At 43.1% G+C, this 18,317-nt stretch carries 14 protein-coding genes; 8 read left to right on the forward strand and 6 right to left on the reverse strand.

Annotated features, from left to right (window positions below):
* Nucleotides 1-87 precede the first annotated feature (87 nt).
* The 3 genes from CW749_RS24150 (at nt 88) to CW749_RS24160 (ending at nt 1,662) form a co-directional block, all read left to right on the forward strand.
* Nucleotides 88-324 (forward strand): DUF2164 domain-containing protein, encoded by a 237-nt coding sequence (locus CW749_RS24150; RefSeq protein WP_101115113.1) that lies wholly within the window; start codon nt 88-90, stop codon nt 322-324.
* A 232-nt stretch (nt 325-556) separates the two neighbouring features.
* Nucleotides 557-1,096, forward strand: a complete 540-nt coding sequence (locus CW749_RS24155; protein WP_101115018.1) for a cytochrome b — start codon at nt 557-559, stop codon at nt 1,094-1,096.
* Nucleotides 1,093-1,662, forward strand: coding sequence for a YceI family protein (locus CW749_RS24160; protein ID WP_101115019.1), 570 nt, complete (start codon nt 1,093-1,095; stop codon nt 1,660-1,662). Before CW749_RS24155 ends, CW749_RS24160 begins: the two co-directional genes overlap by 4 nt.
* Before the next feature lie 103 nt (nt 1,663-1,765).
* On the opposite strand, the gene focA is transcribed toward CW749_RS24160, so the two are convergent.
* The gene (gene focA, locus CW749_RS24165; protein WP_101115020.1) at nt 1,766-3,214 is read right to left on the reverse strand and encodes a formate transporter FocA; all 1,449 of its coding nucleotides are present in this window, start codon (nt 3,212-3,214) and stop codon (nt 1,766-1,768) included.
* Between the two features lie 252 nt (nt 3,215-3,466).
* Between focA and CW749_RS24170 the strand changes: the two genes are divergently transcribed.
* Both CW749_RS24170 and CW749_RS24175 read left to right on the forward strand, forming a co-directional pair.
* A complete protein-coding gene (locus CW749_RS24170) occupies nt 3,467-4,372 on the forward strand; it encodes a LysR substrate-binding domain-containing protein (RefSeq protein WP_101115021.1) in 906 nt (301 codons plus the stop codon).
* Between the two features lie 307 nt (nt 4,373-4,679).
* On the forward strand, nt 4,680-5,150 hold the full coding sequence (locus CW749_RS24175) for a DUF1097 domain-containing protein (protein WP_101115022.1): 471 nt from the start codon (nt 4,680-4,682) through the stop codon (nt 5,148-5,150).
* Here the strand turns inward: CW749_RS24175 and CW749_RS24180 are convergent.
* On the reverse strand, nt 5,147-6,781 hold the full coding sequence (locus CW749_RS24180) for an ATP-dependent endonuclease (RefSeq protein WP_101115023.1): 1,635 nt from the start codon (nt 6,779-6,781) through the stop codon (nt 5,147-5,149). The genes CW749_RS24175 and CW749_RS24180 overlap by 4 nt on opposite strands.
* 180 nt (nt 6,782-6,961) lie before the next feature.
* Here CW749_RS24180 and CW749_RS24185 point away from each other — a divergent pair, with 180 nt between their 5' ends.
* Entirely contained in the window at nt 6,962-8,659 is a 1,698-nt protein-coding gene (locus tag CW749_RS24185) for a bifunctional metallophosphatase/5'-nucleotidase (protein WP_101115024.1), read from the forward strand.
* Nucleotides 8,660-9,062: 403 nt separating this feature from the next.
* Here CW749_RS24185 and CW749_RS24190 read toward each other — a convergent pair whose 3' ends face one another.
* The 4 genes from CW749_RS24190 to CW749_RS24205 form a co-directional block, all read right to left on the reverse strand.
* On the reverse strand, nt 9,063-10,721 hold the full coding sequence (locus tag CW749_RS24190) for an ABC-ATPase domain-containing protein (protein WP_101115025.1): 1,659 nt from the start codon (nt 10,719-10,721) through the stop codon (nt 9,063-9,065).
* A gap of 386 nt (nt 10,722-11,107) precedes the next feature.
* A complete protein-coding gene (locus tag CW749_RS24195; RefSeq protein ID WP_101115026.1) occupies nt 11,108-13,015 on the reverse strand; it encodes an EAL domain-containing protein in 1,908 nt (635 codons plus the stop codon).
* A 297-nt stretch (nt 13,016-13,312) separates the two neighbouring features.
* On the reverse strand, nt 13,313-14,443 hold the full coding sequence (gene fabV / locus CW749_RS24200) for an enoyl-ACP reductase FabV (RefSeq protein ID WP_101115027.1): 1,131 nt from the start codon (nt 14,441-14,443) through the stop codon (nt 13,313-13,315).
* Between the two features lie 78 nt (nt 14,444-14,521).
* A complete protein-coding gene (locus CW749_RS24205) occupies nt 14,522-15,142 on the reverse strand; it encodes an arylesterase (RefSeq protein ID WP_101115028.1) in 621 nt (206 codons plus the stop codon).
* Here CW749_RS24205 and CW749_RS24210 point away from each other — a divergent pair.
* Both CW749_RS24210 and CW749_RS24215 read left to right on the forward strand, forming a co-directional pair.
* Nucleotides 15,141-15,815 (forward strand): ABC transporter ATP-binding protein, encoded by a 675-nt coding sequence (locus CW749_RS24210; RefSeq protein WP_101115029.1) that lies wholly within the window; start codon nt 15,141-15,143, stop codon nt 15,813-15,815. The two genes, CW749_RS24205 and CW749_RS24210, sit on opposite strands and share 2 nt — an antisense overlap.
* A complete protein-coding gene (locus CW749_RS24215) occupies nt 15,815-18,286 on the forward strand; it encodes an FtsX-like permease family protein (RefSeq protein ID WP_101115030.1) in 2,472 nt (823 codons plus the stop codon). The genes CW749_RS24210 and CW749_RS24215 overlap by 1 nt, the downstream gene beginning before the upstream one ends.
* Nucleotides 18,287-18,317 lie beyond the last annotated feature (31 nt).

Below are 18,317 nucleotides of genomic sequence, written 5' to 3' on the forward strand. Positions count from 1 at the left end.
GTTTAGAACTGATGAGGGTACTAATACTTTAGACCTTTTGTGGTAATAAAAACTTTCATTTCACAACCACCGAGAACTCATATGGCTATGTCAGAGATAAAGATTGAAAGAAAGAAGAAGAACGAACTCGTAGAAGAGCTTCAAGAGTATTTATTAAATGAGCTGGATACCGAGGCAGGGCAATTTGAAGCAGAGTTTTTACTCGATTTTTTCATTAGTAAAGCTGGACCAGCGATTTATAACCAAGCATTAACCGATGCAAGGACTGTTATTGAAAGGAAAGTTGCGGATATCGATGATGAGTTGTATGGCATTGAAAAATAATAATTAAAAGCTGGATCGTTTCGTGTTTTTACACTGTAAATTTTTTGTCGACCATCTTCATTTCTAATAGTTCACCCCAAATTGTTCAAATTTTTCGAATGAGTCAATCAGTTTGTACTACTTTTTGATAAGTACTTTTTGGTAAATACTTCGTTGTACCTAACCAAGGTTGGGTAACACAAATGCAAACATAACCCACACAGTTGGGTAAATAATGATAATGAGTAACATAATGAGCAACATTCCAAAAAACTATTCGCTTACTGCAAGAGTCGTACACTGGGTTTCTGCACTTTCAGTCTTTGGGCTGTTTGGTGTTGGTTTATGGATGGTTGACCTAACTTACTATAGTGAGTGGTATAAAACGGCACCGTATTGGCATAAATCAATTGGATTGATTTTGGCTTTGGTAACGTTGTTTCGCTTGGTTTGGAAACATTTGAGTGCCCACCCTTCTATTGAAGGCAAAGCATACGAGGTTTTGGCGGCGAAGTTAGCTCATATTGCGATGTACTTATTGTTGTTTACATTGTTTACATCAGGCTATTTGATCTCAACGGCAGATGGTCGTGGGATAGAAGTATTCGATTGGTTCGTTGTACCCTCGATGGGGGAATTATTTGCCAATCAACCTGACATTGCAGGAACGATCCATTATTACGCGGCTTTCGCTTTAATAGGATTGGTGGCAATTCACGCTGCGGCTGCACTTAAACATCACTTCATCGACAAAGATGACACGCTACGCAAAATGATAGGAGTTTCAAAATGAAAAAATCGATTTTCGCCACAGGGCTAGCTTTAGCAATGGCTTTGCCATTCGGTGCAAGCGCAGCGGATTACAATATTGATACTAAAGGTGCTCACGCCTCAGTAAACTTCAAAGTTCCGCATCTTGGTTACAGCTTTATCCAAGGTCGCTTTAACACTTTCAGCGGTGATTTTTCATACGATGCAAACAACGTTTCTGCATCTAAAGTTAACGTTGTAATCGACACTACAAGCTTAGATTCAAACCACGCGGAGCGCGATAAGCATTTACGTAGCTCTGATTTCATTAACACTGGTAAGTTTTCTCAAGCGTCTTTCAAAAGCACGAAAGTGGCGGATAAAGGCAACGGTAAAATGGCGATTGAAGGTGAATTGACACTTCACGGCGTAACAAATCCAATCACTATCGATGCTGACTTCATTGGAGAAGGTAAAGACCCGTGGGGCGGTTACCGTGCAGGTTTTGTTGGTACAACTCGCCTAGAGCTTAAAGATTTCGACATCGCGGTAATGGGTGCGTCTAGCTACGTAGATCTAGAGCTTCATGTTGAAGGCATTCGTAAGTAATTAAATCGCTTCGAATAAAATGTATGCCCCCATTAGATTAGTTGCTAATGGGGGCATTGTTTTAGGTGTTTCTTTCTATATTTCTTTCTGCGCGGATCATAATTTAAGCAATTTCTAAGCGTGATTCTTGCGTTTCCTCTCGCTCACCGTAAACCGTTCTAAGAGCTTGCATGACATCCATTCGCGTAACGGTACCTATGAATTTATCGCCTTCAAGAATAGGGTAGCACTTAGGCTTGTTCACTTTCATCGCTTTTGCACGCTCTTCCAATGAAAGGCTGCTGAAGCTGGTAGCAATACCCATACTTGTCGTTGGATAAAGCTGATTTTTATCGATACACACGTACTCTGCTACGTTAATAAGCGAATCGCTTGCGTCCAATGCGAGTACGTCTCTCGTCATCAAATCCACGATCTTTTGATCTTTAGCGGGGATGTAGTCTTGGCACCATAAATCAACCAACACATCGTGTATCGAAAAATAGCCTACGAGCCTCTCATTTTTATCTGTAACAGCAGCGCCTTGAAGACCAGAATCAAGCAGTATATCGACAGCGTCCACTGTTGGCATATCCGCTGGAAGCGAAATGGAAGGAAGGGTGATGAGTTCTTTTACTGTTACGTTACTGTTCATAGTGGAATCCTTAAGCGAAGACGTTGTTTGTGTTGTTGTAATCGGATGAATTTGGGCGGCTTTTAGCTGTGGTCTTGTGTAAATCGACCAATTTGTAAGCCCGACAAGTACCGCTCCTCCTACAATGTTGCCAAGAGTCACGGGAATTAGGTTTGCAGTGATGAATTGAACCCAATTCAAATCGGCGTAATGTCCTGGTGTAACACCCACTTGAGTCCAAAACTCCGGCGAAGCGAATGCTTTAATAGCCATACCAAGTGGCACCATAAACATGTTGGCTACGCTATGCTCAAACCCGCTGCTAACAAACATGGCAACAGGAAGAACAAGCATGGCTGCTTTTGTTGCCGCATTAGTTGCGCAAAATGAAAGCCAAATAGCCAAGCAAACCAAAAGATTACAAAGAACACCGAGAGAGAAAGCTTGTAGCGGCGTATGGTGAACTTTGTGTTGGGCAATATTCAGCGCATTAAGTCCCCATTGACCGTGGTCGAGCTGATATAAACCAGCAGCAGCAACCAATCCGAGTAAAAACATCGCGCCAAGAAAATTGCCGATGTAAACCTTTCCCCAGGTCGCAAGCATTTTACTTACTGATATTTGCTTGTTCGCTAATGCAATGGCTGACAGTACCGAGCTGGTAAACAGTTCGCCTCCACCAAGCACGATGAGTATTAATCCGAGGCTGAATGCGATTCCGCCTACTAGCCTGCTCAACCCCCAAGCAGCGCCTTCGCTACCCGTTGTCACTGTTATATAAAATAGAAAAGCCAGTCCGATGAAAGCGCCTGCCATCATGGCAAGATAAATCGTTGTGCTGGTGGACTTAGCCGTTTTGTTTAGTGCATATTTTTCCGCTTCTCCCATCATTTCTGGTGGGGTATTTATGGGTTTGTTTAAAGAGTTAGGTGCATGCATATTTGCTCCTTAGACTCGTATTCATGGCGTGTTCTCCTATATGGCTTCATGCGGTAGTTGCATGGCTCACATTCAGAATAGGGAGATTAGTTAGCAGATAAAAATTGATAATTTTCAGGATCCTTATCAGTTTTATTGATAAGAGTTTAGATGCATGTAAAATGACCAAAAAAAAGAAACCCCAGTGCCCTCTAGTTCAGAGTGCTTTCTATTGAGCTCATATGGGGTGATAAGAATTTCAAAAGGAAATCTATGCGCTATTCACTAAAACAGTTGGCAGTCTTTGATGCAGTGGCAGACACCGGAAGTGTTAGCCAAGCTGCAGATCATCTTTCATTAACCCAATCCGCAACAAGCATGTCTCTAGCTCAACTTGAAAAAATGCTCGGTCGCCCTTTGTTTGAGAGACAAGGCAAAAGAATGATGTTGACGCATTGGGGAACTTGGCTTCGTCCTAAAGCAAAAAAGCTCTTACAAGATGCGCAGCAGATAGAACTGGGCTTTTTTGACCAGCATTTATTAAGTGGTGAGGTTCGCTTGTGTGCAAGTCAAACACCTGCGGAACATCTCGTTCCAGACCTTATCAGTATTATTGATAACGATTTTCCTGAGATGCGAATATCGTTAAAAGTGAAAAGCACTCGCAGTGTTATAGAGGGCGTTTTGGATTACAAATACGACTTAGGCGTGATAGAGGGTCGTTGCGACGACAATAGAATCCATCAGGAAGTTTGGTGCCGAGATCACCTGACTGTTGTGGCTGCTGCTCATCACCCCTTTGCTCAACGAGATAAAGTCAGCCTTGCTCAACTTGAACAGGCTAAATGGGTGCTGCGAGAGCATGGGTCTGGTACTCGAAAAGTTTTTGATAGCAACATTCACAATTTAATTGCTGATTTAGACGTTTGGCGTGAATACGAACACGTCCCTGTATTGCGAAGCATGGTGGCAAATGGCCCTTACCTTACTTGTCTTCCTTATCTAGACGTTGAGCGGCTCATAGAATCCGGTCAATTGGTAGCGCTTAATGTACCAGAACTGAAGATGGAAAGAACGCTGTCCTTTGTTTGGCGAGCAGACATGGTTGATAACCCACTTCTGGATTGTATTAAGAGAGAAGGTCTTCGCATGATGAAGAATAAACCGTCATTTTTGTAGTGACGGTTCTTCAATAGCAACGTGGTAAGCCAGCGTTAAAATAAACGCTACATTATGTATATTGGTAAAGCGACCCGAGCGGTCGTTTTTCTAACTCTAACGCACCCTGGTGGTATACCACTGGTGTCGTACACCGCAAAGTCGATTTCCATATAGGTACACATGATAGCCGTCATCAATAAAATCGATTGCATTAACATTTCTATGTAATACACACCTTCCCGCTATATATAAATGTGAGTTAGATCGTATTCGATGTTGCTCGGTTTATATAACATCTCTTTTTGACTGCAATACAGGTTTTTCAATGAGTGTTCTATTTGCCATTGCACTTACAACTGGCATTCTTTCCGGTATCTGGGGTTGGCTATCTGTCGCTTTAGGTTTACTAAGTTGGGCTGGCTTTCTTGGCTGCACGAGTTACTTTGCTTCTCCACAAGACGGTGTAAAAGGTCTTGGTGCTTCTCTCCTTACAAATTTATCTGGCGTATTCTGGGCAATGGTAATTATTACCTTATCAGACTATCTGAGCTTAGAAATTATCGGTTACGCCGTCACTTCAATCGTTGCATTTTTTATGTGTATACAAGCTAAGAAAAGCTGGTTTGGTTATATTCCAGGCACGTTCATTGGCTGCTGTGCAACTTTCGCTGCAAATGGTAACTGGCAACTCGTTGTGCCATCACTCTTGTTGGGAGGAGTATTTGGCTATTTAATGAAAGCGAGCGGGGAGCGACTTCACCAATACCTAAACCTGACTAAGCAAGACGCCCACTAGCGATTACCATTTGCTAATGAAACCACTCGTTTTAAGGTCCAACGAATCAGTAATGGGACTTTATCTGTACCGTTATCTTCGCAGTAACTGACAATGGCGAGCGCCAAATCGGGTTTAGCGTATTTTTTAAGAGCACGCGCAATGACTTTTTTGGCTGGAATCTGATGATCCATCGGGATTTTTACAAGGGAACGAAAAAAGGGTTCAAACCCATTGGCGTATAGGAAATGCTCGATGTCTCTGTCGGGAAGCTCGGTTAAGCGGTGACGCTCTTGTTCGTGGTTGAGTAAGCTGCGTACTGATGCAGAGTATTTCTTGCCAGCGGCATCGCCATCGGTGACGACATGCCAATCGATATTGAACGATTGCGCAACTTTTACTAAAGATTTCAAACCAGATTGCGCGAACTCAATAATTTGAACGCCTTCGGCGGCTAAATTGTAATCGAGAAGTCGTGCTAGTTCGTTGAAAAGCCAAACCTCCGTTTCTCCTTCAACCAAAAGCCAACACCGAGCAAATAAAGCGCTTGAGCGGTGAAAGCGTATATGGAATCCGATTTTTCGAAGTTCGTCTGCAGTTAGCTTTTTATTTGAAATTGAATGTGCAACTGTTCGGTCGGAATGTCGAGTCAGGCGCCTAATCGTACTTAAAGGCACAGCGCTTAGAAGATCTCCGCTATTGGTGGTGATGATCTTTTGCATCGGCAATAGTTGAAAGATACTCCAAGCACGTATCAAGTGGGTAGGGTGTAGACGTCCTTCCGGATCTTCAATAATCAGTATGGGGCGAGCGCAACGCCTTAAATCAGCCGGACCTTTTGCTTGTAGATACGCGCTCAATAATCCCATGAGTAGTAAGCGCGTCTGTTTGTTATTGGTTTTATCTGCCAACTCCATAAGCGCGTTTTTGTCGTTTTGGCTTGTACTCCCAAAGAAAATTCTATCGCGCTGCCGCCTAGGATTCCCGCGAGTTTGCCCACGGACATTAAAATAATGTTCAACAAGGTTTTGCATGGAATTTAAACTACTGCGCATTTCTCCTTTGTTCACATGCCCAGGCATGGCCAATAAGCGTCTTGAGGTATTTTCAATCCGCTTTTCTGCTCGGGAGTTGATTTCATTTTGAGTGTTATTCGTGACTTGCCGTCTTGCGTCTTTCAAACGTATGACAGGGTGAAGAGCCATCAATTCTTGAGCAAGTTTATATGCATGGTGTAAATGCAGTTGATTGCCAGATGCGTCTAAGAACATATAGTTGGTGGTGATTTTAAAGAGATCTCGTGTGGCGCTTAATCGATATATTATTCGCTTAGTTCCTTCGTCATCGGTTATCCATACCGGTTTTATTTTACGATAGCGTCCGGCTTGTTCTTCACCAGAGAAACTGGCTTTCCAACTCAACACAATTTGCAGGTGCTGGGTCTGTTGCTCTGCAATAGAGTAGTCAACATGGAAATCTTGCATAACAAATTCATAAGGCACACAGTCACTAGGCAGCGCGATAGAGAGTGCGTCAAGGAGCGAGGATTTACCCCAAGTATTTTCCCCAACAAGCGTTGTGAGCTCATCAAACGTCAGGGATAAACGCTTAATCCCGCGAAAACCAGCTATCTCTATTCTTTCTAACTGCATACATACCAAAAGGTCTTCTTGAACTATGTTTTAAGCTTATACCATTTCGTTAAGCTTAAGCGGTAATAGGATCACAGTATTTAATAAACAAACACTTAGCGCCAACTTATCCATGATTCATTAATATGTCATTCACATGGGGCTATGATAGAATGTCAAAAAGGTCAGTAAGATAAAACAATGAAAAATCAAAATAAAAAAGCGTCGATCACGATTGCACACATCAACGATACACACTCTTATTTCGAACCCAGTACCATTCAACTTCACTTAAACATCAGCGGCAGGCAAGTTTCTCCTTTCATCAGTGTTGGCGGCTTTGCTCGCATTTCAAACCGGTTACAACAAATTAGAAAGACAGCGCTCGAAAATGATCGCCGCTTCTTGTTTCTGCATGCTGGGGATTGCTTTCAGGGCACACTTTACTTTTCTTTGTTTAAAGGAAGAGCCAATGCAGAAATGCTTAGTGCCTTAGGGCCAGACGCAATGGTGGTAGGGAATCACGAATTAGACATGGGAAATGAGCCAGTTGCTGATTTTCTCGACAATATCAATTTTCCTATGATTGCGAGTAATTGGGATTTATCCGCCGAGTGCAATAAACCTAATCAATTACGTACTAAACAAAACCTGCATTCGTACAACAAAGCAGAAAAACAAGGCAGTTGGTTAACGTTTGACGCCCACGGTGAACAAATTGCCGTATTCAGTTTATCTCTCGATAAAATGGCAGACATTTCGAACCCAGATCCAGATACCCCGTTTTTGAATGCAAAGATGGTTGCTGAGCAAACGATTGATGCGATTCGCGCATCAGGGGTCAATAAAATTATCCTGCTAAGCCATTTAGGGTATGAAGACGATAAACAGTTGGCAGAAGATGTTGACGGGATCAGCTTGATAATTGGTGGTCATTCGCATGTGCTGCAAGGAGACTTCACTGATATAGGTCTTACTAAACACGACGACTACGGGCTACTGATCAATAACACAAGAATTGTACAAGCTGGGTGTTACGCTCAATTCATGGGACACTGTGAAATCGATTTTAATGAAGATGGCACAATCGCCCGGTTTGAAGGAAAGAATGAACTTCTTGTTGGGCGCAGGTTAGCAATGGATGCCAGCTTAGATGAACTTGTAGACGATTCTGTGTACGACAGAACTCAAGCGGTAATTTATACCCACCCGAACGTTATTCGCTGTACGAAAGATCAGGCAGTGAAATCAATTCTTGACGACAAATATCGCCCACAAGTAAATGAGATTAGAGCGAGAGTGATTGGAGAAGCGTCAAAAGTTTATCGTCACGTCCGCATCCCCGACGAAGAAGGTCCCAGCGAGCTAGCGCCAATAGTTTGTCGTTCATTCTATACCGTGATGAATAACGACGGCCACAATGTCGAGTTTGCTATTCATAATGCTGGTGGAGTCAGGAATTCGTTACCAAGCGGCAAAATTACCGTGGATGAAGTGGCAGGAAAATTATTGCCGTTTGCCATACCTGTGGGCTATTACGACATAAAAGGTAAGTATCTCAAAGAGATGCTTGAAGGTGCCATCAATAACGCATTAAGTAATGGTGTGATTGGTACAGGGTCGGGTAGTTACCCATACACACATAATCTTTGTTTTGAATACGATGCGGATGCGCCAATGGGGCGCCGCATTACAAAGCTAATGATTGGTCATGATAAGGGTTGGAAAAATGTCGAAGATGAAATTATTTATCGCGGTTGTTCAACCGCTTACACGATGAAAGGTAAGGAAGGTTACGACGCTATTCTTAAGATGGAAGATCAAGGATTCGTGTCAACTCACTCTATGGCTGATTGCCTGATCGACCTCGTTCAATCTGACCCGACAGTATTTATTTGATCGAAAATTGAACAGTTGGTCTGTATTTTGCTTCTATCAATGCGAGAGATGATTCACTGCCGGCTACGAGTTAGCCATGAGCATCACTTATTTTATGCATTGGGAGAGTACCATATGTGGAGTAGAGACTGGCTAGACACCGTAATGGTGTGTGTATGGATTTTTGCTTGGTCTGCATTGGTCTATTTTATCCCGCTTACTGGGATGTAGTTGAGTATCGATATCAAAATAATTCGATAAAGATACAATTAAGGAGCCATATGGCTCCTTTGTTTTTGGCTACAACATAGACGTGTTTATGACTACGATAAAGACAAGCTAAGTGATACTCAAACAGTTCGATCAAGGCTGTTTGAGTACACACTCATTATCAAATACCAATTCAAAGTGAGTGGAACTTTGGTTACTTTGCAGCTTTAAATTGAGACTGCCTCATTCGGTTTAACGCTGCCATAACATCAATCACTCGTGGTTTTGCCAAATCACCGTGCTTAGGCATAGCATCAAACCAATTATCATTCTTAACCATGTTTGCTAGGTCTTTGGCTGGATACTTTGACCAGCTTGGAAGTTGAGCAAATTGAAACCAAACCCAGCCAATAGCGTTAATCTGACTTTCAGACTCGATTTGCTCAAGTGCTTGTAGATCCACTTGCTCTTTACCAAACCTCAAACGTGCTTTTCCTTTCGAGCCAACACGGAACTTACCTTCGGCCAAAATACCCTGCAGTGATTTTGAATTAAATGAGCGTTCAGAGAACTTAGCGAGCGCTTCAGTCGCTTCTTGAACACGCTGTGTCGGATGCAGTTTGATCACTTCTTTTGCTTTTTCAGTTACGTCTACTGCTTGGTAGTCGTGCATTTGAATGACGGTATCGGCAACGTCTAGGTAATCGCCGGAGCCGCCCATAACGATCAGGGTGGATATATCGAGCTCATCACGGATCTGACCAATACGATCCACTAACGGAGTTATGGGCTCTTCCCCTTTACGAACAAGCGCTTGCATGCGTTCATCACGGATCATGAAGTTCGTTGCAGACGTATCTTCATCAATCAGTAGAGCAGTAGCGCCAGATTCGATGGACTCTTGAAGCCAAGCTGCCTGAGAAGTTGAACCAGACGCATCTTGAGTAGAGAACTCTTCCGTACTGCGACCTTGCGGTAGGTGATTAATGTAATTCGATAAGTTTAAGTTGTGCACGCAACGGCCGTCTTCAGCACGTATTTTCATTGCGTTTTCATCAGCGACAACATATTCACGTCCATCGCCAGGGATGTGGTCATAAATAGAACGTTCGACTGCGTTCAATAGAGTAGATTTCCCGTGAAAACCACCACCAACAACGAGTGTGATGCCTTTTGGAATGCCCATACCTTTTATCTTTCCGGAATTAGGCGTATCTAACTCAATGGTGAGCGATTCTGGAGAGGAGAATTCAACCGCGTCTTGCATCGGTAAATCACTGTTACCTGCTTTACGAGGCAATACGCTGCCGTTACCGACAAATGCCATTAGGTTGTGTTCAGAAAGCTGCTTTCTTAATGCAACTTGATCTTCGATGATTTCACAGTGTTGCTTAAGGCGGTCAGTGTCGAGCTCCCTGTGAAGGGTCGCTTTACGAATAAACTTAGGTAAGTAAAACGTAAGAATATTAATCGCTTTCTTGCCGAGAATTGTGCGCCCATCGGCTGGGAGGTCAACTCTAAATCGAAGCTCGATGCCTTCTTCGGTAAAAACAACGGAAGTATGGTCCAAAACCGTTTGACCCGTTGACGCGATAAATACGTTGTTTTCTTGCGCTGCGAAGTGGGCGAAAGAGCGGGCAATAAAATCTCTGGCAGCGCGTTGGAATGCTGGTGAGGTTTCCTTTAACCACTCTAAACCAGTTAAAGACCACTGGCGGAAAGCACGAACTCGAGAAGCTGGGGCAAATGGGTCGGCTTGAGTGCTATCAATAAATAATTCAAAATCTCCGAAATCGTAACTGCCTTTAATTTTCTGGTAACTGCGGTAGTTTTGTTTTTCGATTGTTTTAAGTAATGCGATCAGTTGATCCATTCGAGAAGTCACTATTTAGATTGGAGTGGGGAGGATTATACCCAAACCATGTAAAGATGCGACCTTGAAAGGTTGTGGCTATGGTGATGTCTACTCAGCGGGTTGTTCTAGGGTCTGTTGACCTTTCGAGATGATTTTTGCAGCAATTTGTGGGTTCTTTATACAAGGCAGAGCTTATTCGGTGTAGCGCTCTACATCAATGAGCGATAACGCAGTAGAAATAAGCCACAAATGCTGCCCGAAGGGTTCGACTAGGCGTCCCCGTTCCCATGCCTTTTACTCTTTGTTGCAAGGTATTTACTTAGAATGACTAGGCGTCACACCTTGCGTCGCGATTAAAAGGCATAGAATTCGAACAAAATTTAACCGCGAAAGATCAACAGACCCTAGTGTCGCGCTGCAATTCGCTGACCATTGAATTTCTTAGTGATAAGGCTATTTTCAAACTCATGGGTATTCATGGGTTTGCCATAGAGGTACCCCTGAACATAATCGCAGCCTTCATCAAGAATGAATTGTTCTTGGTCGTGGCTTTCCACACCTTCCATAACCACTTTCAGTTTGAGCTTCTTAGCTACATGAATAATAGAACGGATGATTTCTTTATCTTGCTCACTACCGGAAATTTGATTGATAAAACTTTTATCAATTTTAATACAGTCAAATGGGTATTTCTTGAGATAACTGAATGAAGAATAGCCCGTACCAAAATCATCTAGTGACAACGTCACTCCAAGTCCATGAAGTTTGCGAAGTGTTTGACCTGCGAGAAATTCGTCGGCTATTAAGCTGGTTTCTGTCACTTCTAGCTCTAAGCATTTTGGATTAAGCTTATAGTAATCAAGCAATTGCTCAATTTGTTCGACAAAGTTTGGATCTCGCAATTGAACCGCAGAAACATTAATGGCGACACGAAAATCCTTCATGTACTTCGTCCACTCGGCGGCACGTTGAATGGCACTTCTTAGTACGTAGTTACCAACTTCAAAAATTAAGCCGTTCTTTTCTGCCAGCTGTATCAATGAATCGTTTGAAACTTGCCCCAGTACTGGGTGGTTCCAGCGAAGGAGGGCTTCTGCACCCAACCAATACCCATTCCTAGGCGATACCTTTGGTTGGAAGTAGAGCGTTAAATCATCGTTTCTCACCGCCTGCAGCAAGTAGCTCTCTAACTGGTTATTGGTGGGGGTTGTAATGTTGGAATTGGCATAGAAAGCGTATTTTTTGCCAGAATCTTTACAAGCAAGCATTGCTTCACCCGCGTGCTTAAGCATTAAGTTTGCGTTATCAGCATCGTATGATGTGGCGACACCAATAAATGCATGTAAATGAAGCGGCTGACCGTTAATAAAAAATTCCGATTGACCTATATCCACTAAGCGTTGACAGAGCGATTCAAGGTTGTGTTGCGACTCTTCAATCTCAAGCGCGAAAACGAGGTCGATAGTGGAAGTGCGAGCCGTGATGCTATGTAATACATCGATGAAACCAACGCGCTTTCGATACTCTTTAAGCACAGTATCAAACACTTCATAACCGTGCTTTGCTAACAATCGACGACCGTTTGTAAAACCAACATGAACAAAGGCGAGGGTACTGTCAGTAGATTTCATCTGACCAAGTAATGTCTGAGCCTCGTCAATCAAAGCAAGTCTATTTAGAAAACCTGTACCCAAGTCATGGGATTGTTGATACAGAACTTTTTGTTCTGCCGCTTTGCGACGGTCGATCTCTGTTCCAAGTGAAAAGTTCAAACTGGCGAGATCTTGTGTACGACTTTGAACTCGGTTACGCAATTCTTTGTTGGTTTGCTCCAATTGGTACTGTTGATAAATTAAGGCAAGTTGCGATTCTACTGACTCTCGAAATGAGTCGAGAAGTGACTTAATCGTGGGAGAAAAATGGTTTTCTTTATTATCAAGAATACAAATGGTGCCAAATGGATCGCCATTTGGCCAATTCAAAGGGATGCCGTAGTAAGCAATCATACCTAACTTAACATCAGGGTTGTTCGCCCATTTAGGATCTTTCAATGCATTTGGCACGGTGAGAGAGCGTTGCTCTTCAACAACGGTTTCGCAATATAGCTTACCGTCTAAGGGTTCACATTCTGATTCTTTATAAGGGGTGTTGGCGGAATTTGAGGTTTTATACACTTCGATAGAATGCCGATGCACTTGCATAATAAGCGCAGAGGGTACGTCGGATAACTCCGCAACCAAATTTACGATTTGTTGCCAGCTTTTTTGCATGTAAGCTGGAATTTCAATCTGACTAACGTCAATTTTTGACATGGAATCCTTTCCGTCCCCGATCTTTCTTAATCCTACCTACGATCATTATATGACGCAGGATTCACGTTCAACGTATTAGATGACGGATTGTCGCAAAATAGAGTCAGTGCACCATTTTTTCATTGCGCTTTCAGCGCAAAACAGAAGATTGGGATCAAGATCTGAGCATTTTGATTCAAATTATAGCCGAGTATAGGGCTAAAACATTAGACCAAAAACTGAACAAGCCACTCTCGGTGCAATATGGAGAATGGCTTGTAAGAAATGAATACCGCTTTTAGAAACCTTTTGAAAACCCTAGTACCCATTTAGTTCAAGGAAATCAGATTTGAAGCCTGCGTAGTCTCCGATTTGAGCGAAATTACTGGCGTTCATTTCTTTGAGTAAATCAGATACCTTTCTCTGGGTATCCGTGTCTAATTCGTACTCATCTAGCCTGATCAAACGCTCAGGGTCAACAGGGATTTTGTTAACATACAGTTTTTCCCTAAACAGTCGCTGCATCTGCTCAATGCAGCCTTCGTGCGTTTGCTTATCTTTCATTACCTTGTAAAGCGCAATGATGTATGGGCTGAACGTGGGTATGTAGACACTCGCTTTGGTAACCAATGCCTTACAAACGCAAGCGTAGGCACCGCCTTGATATTGAGATAGCTTGATATTGAGTGAGTGGCTCGTTTGATGAAGATCGACTTTAGCGTGACCCAGTGTTCCATCTAGATAGATTGGGTGGGTGACGTCTGAACCAACGTAGGAAAACGCAACGGTTTTACATCCGGTTGCGATTGAATCGGAATTAATTAGGGTATCAATCCAGTTTTCCCAATCTTCACCGCCCATAACACGAACCGTGGATTCGAGTTCTTCGTTGCTTGCAGGCTCTACGGTCTTTTCAACCCAAGAATCATCTTCTAGCAGTATTGAAGCACCTTGAACGGCTTCATTGAGTGGTTTTATTGAGGAATACCAGAAACTGTCGTTATCTTTGCGTCGTTTTGCCGCAGCAAGGCTATAAATAATGAGATCGACTTCACCTTCAAAGTAAGTCTCGATCGCTTCTATAACTTGCTCCCGAACTTCCGAAGAAAAGGCATCACCCGCGATATTAACCGCTATGCTATCTTCTTTGTTTGCCTCTTGTTCAAAGTAAACGTTGTTATGCCAACCAGCACTTCCAGTGAAATTATCCGATGGTGCGTGTTCATGCGAAACACTAATGGTATTTGCTTTTGCACCACCGAAAGTCAGTGCGATCCTTGCGGCTAACCCCAAACCGGATGAGCCGCCCAAAATTAGTACACGTTTAGGCGTAGTATTTATTGGTAATGATTTTTTAACCGTGTCAATTTGCTTGCTTACGGCAGCTTGACAACCTTCGGGGTTTGCTGAGCGGGCAACGACACCTTCAATCACTGGCTTGTTCTGCATGTCTTGGTCCTAATTATTATCGTAACCGCATAACCTTACACTAATGATGGGTATATTCAATTGAGCTAGAACAGCAAACTATTCGTTTGTGGTGTCATTTTTTAGAAAAGGTGCAATTTCTTGTGCTACAAAGTCCGAAATCCATGGTTGCGCTTCTGGCTTAGGGTGTAAACCGTCACTCATCATCCACTCAGGCTTTAAGATAACTTGCTCTAAAAAGAATGGAAGCAAAGGAATTTTATACTCTAGAGCGAGGTCTTCATAAATAGCGGCAAACATATTGCTGTAGCGCATGCCATAATTGGGTGGGACACGGATTTGCATTAGCAGTGCTTTAGCGCCAGATTGTTCGCTGATTTCAATCAGCTGTCTTAGGTTTTTAGTGATCGTTTTAGGTGGGAATCCACGTAAACCATCATTAGCCCCGAGCTCTATCAAAACCCAATCTGGGGAGTGTGTGCCTAATAAACCTGATAGTTTGGCAAGTCCATTCCCCGTTGTATCGCCAGAAACGCTGCTGTTAACGACAGTGACATTCAGGTTATGTTCACTCAACGAATGAGATAGTAGAGACGGCCAGCTTTGCTCAGCCTTCATTTGATAGCCAGCACTCAAGCTATCGCCCAAAATAAGTAAAGTTTGACTAAACGCCGTGTTAGAAAATAAAACACATAATAAGATCGAAAGGAAACGCAACATGCCATCATCCGTTATAAGAGCTGAATCAGTTTCTAAACAAGTTACTACTAATCAAGAACATTTAACAATCCTTGAAAACGTAAATTTGGAAATTAGCCGCGGCGAAAGCGTCGCCATAGTAGGCACATCTGGTGCAGGAAAGTCGACATTAATGACATTGCTCGCGGGTTTAGATACGCCATCTGAAGGGGAAATTACGTTACTTGATAAGCCTTTATCAAAACTTGACGATGAAGCTCGTGCCGCACTACGCAGCGAAACGGTCGGTTTTGTTTTTCAAAGCTTCCTTTTGATTCCAAGTCTAACGGCATTAGAAAATGTCACTTTACCCTGCCTTTTAAAAGGTGAAGATGAAGATACGGACCGAGCTCGCTCATTGTTAGAGTCTGTAGGGTTGAGCCATAGAGAGAACCATCTTCCCACTCAGCTTTCAGGTGGTGAGCAACAGCGCGTGGCTTTAGCTCGGGCCTTTATGATCAAACCGAAAATTCTGTTTGCCGACGAACCCACAGGAAACCTCGATCAACATACTGCTGCGAATATTGTCGAGCGGTTGTTTGAGATGAACAAGCAACACGGTACCACATTAGTGCTTGTCACACATGACCCTGAACTTGCAAAGCGTTGTGATAGAACATTCCACATGCAAGCAGGTCACTTGGAGGTGGCATAATGGAAGAAGTGCAAACCCCTATTGCCACACCCAAGCTTAAAATGCCTAATCGACAACTATTTCGTTGGAGCATTAGAGAAATCAGACAAGGTCAACTTTGGCCGATTTCAGCTGCACTCACACTGATCATTGCTTGTATTTTTGCCCTTAGCGCACTGGCTGATAGAATGGAGCAGGTCATCGTTAAGCAGGGAAAAGATGCTCTAACTGCTGACTCTGTATTTGTATCTGCCAATCCAATTCCTGGTCATTTGCTTGATCAAGTAGCCAAAAAAAATCTACAAACAACCAATCTAACGCGATTTGCGACAATGGCATTTAGCGAAGAAGACATGCAATTGGTGACGGTTAAAGCAGTGGGCGATGAGTACCCTTTGCGTGGAGAACTGATCTTAACGGGTGAAAACGATATTCGATCTTCTGTTCGTCCTGGTGAGTTATGGATAGAACCCCGTGTGCAAGACCAGCTTGGCGCCAAAGTGGGTGACGTTGTCACGATAGGGGACGCAGACCTAACAGTATCAGGTATCATAACTGAAGAGCCCGGTTTATCTTTTAATCCGTTCCAACAAATGCCTTCGGTAATGATTAACTCCGCCGATATTGATAAAACTGGTGCATTACAGGTTGGTAGCCGTGTTCAATTCCGGCTATTTCTCAACGGCGACGTTGCTGCAATTCAAAAAATTGTTGATGATACAGAGTTAACTCCGAGTGATAGATGGTTGACAGAGAATACTCAAAGCCGAACTTCTGACGTATTCACTCGAACCAAGCAATATCTTTCTCTAACCGTCGCTATTGTTATATTGATGGCCGCAACGACGCTCGTATTAACTTGCCAACATTATGTAGCCAACAGACGCCAGACTATTGCAATGTTAAAGAGTATTGGTGCAAGCAAAAACTGGATTGCGAGATGGCTGTGGGTTCAATTAGGTGTGTTGTTTGCCATTGGCATCACCTTCGGCATTGCCATTGGTATAGGCTTGGAAGTACTTCTCCGTTTACCGATGGGCGATCTACTCCCTGATCCATTACCTTCGTACGGATCGGCTCCTTATCTGTATTCTGTGGTGACATGTATTCTGATCAGCGTACCTGCACTTGGTATTCCGCTTTTACATTTACTCAATACTCCCGCACTAAACGTGATGCAGGAATCTACTAAGTCTATTAGTAAAAAATCGTTGTTATTGCTTTTAGTTCCTGTGATTCCAATGCTGATAGTCTACGGCGGTAACTTAATGGTGTGGATGGTGTTGGTTGGCATCGTTGTACTGTTTGTATTACTTGGAATAGTCAGTACGTTGATAACACGACTTGTCGCTAAGTTACCAATGAATACAACAATGAAGCTTGCTGTAAGCCGACTTAACCGTACCAGTGTAGCGAGTGGCGTTCAGTTTGCTGCATTGGCGTTGTCTCTGATGTTGCTTTCTATTATTTGGTTAGTAAGAACAGATTTACTTAGCGACTGGCAGCAAACACTGCCTGAAAATGCTCCTAATGTGTTTGCTTTAAACATCGCATCTACCGAAATTGGCGACTATCTTGAAACTCTTGATGGAAACGTCCAAGACCGTTCTGATGCGTATCCGATAATACGGGGACGAGTGAGTACGATTAATAATGTGCCCGCAAAAGACTATGTATTAAGTCAAAAAGGATCTGAAGAAGAGACAGATGCTCTCAGCCGAGAATTAAACTTTACCTGGGCAGATCAGATTCCTGCACATAATGAGCTATTAGAAGGAAGCTGGGTCGGAAAAGGCTCTGTTTCGGTCGAACAAGAGGTCATGACTGAGCTGGGGCTTGAGATTGGAGATACACTCAGTTTTGTGATTAACGGTGTAACGGTTGAAGCCAAGGTCGATTCTGTTCGTTTCGTAGAGTGGCGAGAGATGAAACCGAACTTTTACTTTATATTTTCACCGGACGTCTTGGCGAGTATCCCATCAACTTATCTGGTTAGTTTCAGAATTGAGGAAGAAAATAAACCTTTTTTAACGACGTTATCTCGCTCATTCCCAACGGTTAGCGTGATGGATATCAGTACAATGGGCGCTAAAATTCAGGAGCTTTTGAGCCAAATAGTATGGGCAATTACCGTTTTAGCTGGCCTTGGTGTACTGGCTGGACTGATGCTTATCTTTACGCTTCTGAGACTAAGTCTTTCGCAACGACAGCAAGAAATTCGGTTGTATCGAACACTGGGAGCCTCAAAGAAACGAATTTCAAACACTCTGTGGTGTGAATTTGGTTTGATGGCGGTAACAGCCGGTGTGATTGCAAGCTTTGGCGCTGAAGCAAGTGTCGCAAGCCTGATGAAGTGGGGCTTTGAATTAACACCTAATGCACATCCATGGCTATGGGTTCTCTTACCATTGCTCAGTTTTTTGACGTTAGGATTGGTTCTTAACACTTTGATAAAACGCTTGTTAATACCAGTGAATAAGGGCGCATATTAAGGTCTTGTGAATAAATCATGATGACTTATCC

It is taken from the genome of Vibrio sp. vnigr-6D03, assembly GCF_002835515.1.
In the GTDB taxonomy this organism is placed as follows: Bacteria; Pseudomonadota; Gammaproteobacteria; order Enterobacterales; family Vibrionaceae; genus Vibrio; species Vibrio penaeicida.

Coding starts and splice junctions, on each gene's coding strand:
- CW749_RS24150 (WP_101115113.1), top strand. CDS start 88: ATGTCAGAGATAAAGATTGAAAGAAAGAAGAAGAACGAACTCGTAGAA.
- CW749_RS24155 (WP_101115018.1), top strand. CDS start 557: ATGAGCAACATTCCAAAAAACTATTCGCTTACTGCAAGAGTCGTACAC.
- CW749_RS24160 (WP_101115019.1), top strand. CDS start 1,093: ATGAAAAAATCGATTTTCGCCACAGGGCTAGCTTTAGCAATGGCTTTG.
- focA (WP_101115020.1), bottom strand. CDS start 3,214: ATGCATGCACCTAACTCTTTAAACAAACCCATAAATACCCCACCAGAA.
- CW749_RS24170 (WP_101115021.1), top strand. CDS start 3,467: ATGCGCTATTCACTAAAACAGTTGGCAGTCTTTGATGCAGTGGCAGAC.
- CW749_RS24175 (WP_101115022.1), top strand. CDS start 4,680: ATGAGTGTTCTATTTGCCATTGCACTTACAACTGGCATTCTTTCCGGT.
- CW749_RS24180 (WP_101115023.1), bottom strand. CDS start 6,781: ATGCAGTTAGAAAGAATAGAGATAGCTGGTTTTCGCGGGATTAAGCGT.
- CW749_RS24185 (WP_101115024.1), top strand. CDS start 6,962: ATGAAAAATCAAAATAAAAAAGCGTCGATCACGATTGCACACATCAAC.
- CW749_RS24190 (WP_101115025.1), bottom strand. CDS start 10,721: ATGGATCAACTGATCGCATTACTTAAAACAATCGAAAAACAAAACTAC.
- CW749_RS24195 (WP_101115026.1), bottom strand. CDS start 13,015: ATGTCAAAAATTGACGTTAGTCAGATTGAAATTCCAGCTTACATGCAA.
- fabV (WP_101115027.1), bottom strand. CDS start 14,443: ATGCAGAACAAGCCAGTGATTGAAGGTGTCGTTGCCCGCTCAGCAAAC.
- CW749_RS24210 (WP_101115029.1), top strand. CDS start 15,141: ATGCCATCATCCGTTATAAGAGCTGAATCAGTTTCTAAACAAGTTACT.
- CW749_RS24205 (WP_101115028.1), bottom strand. CDS start 15,142: ATGTTGCGTTTCCTTTCGATCTTATTATGTGTTTTATTTTCTAACACG.
- CW749_RS24215 (WP_101115030.1), top strand. CDS start 15,815: ATGGAAGAAGTGCAAACCCCTATTGCCACACCCAAGCTTAAAATGCCT.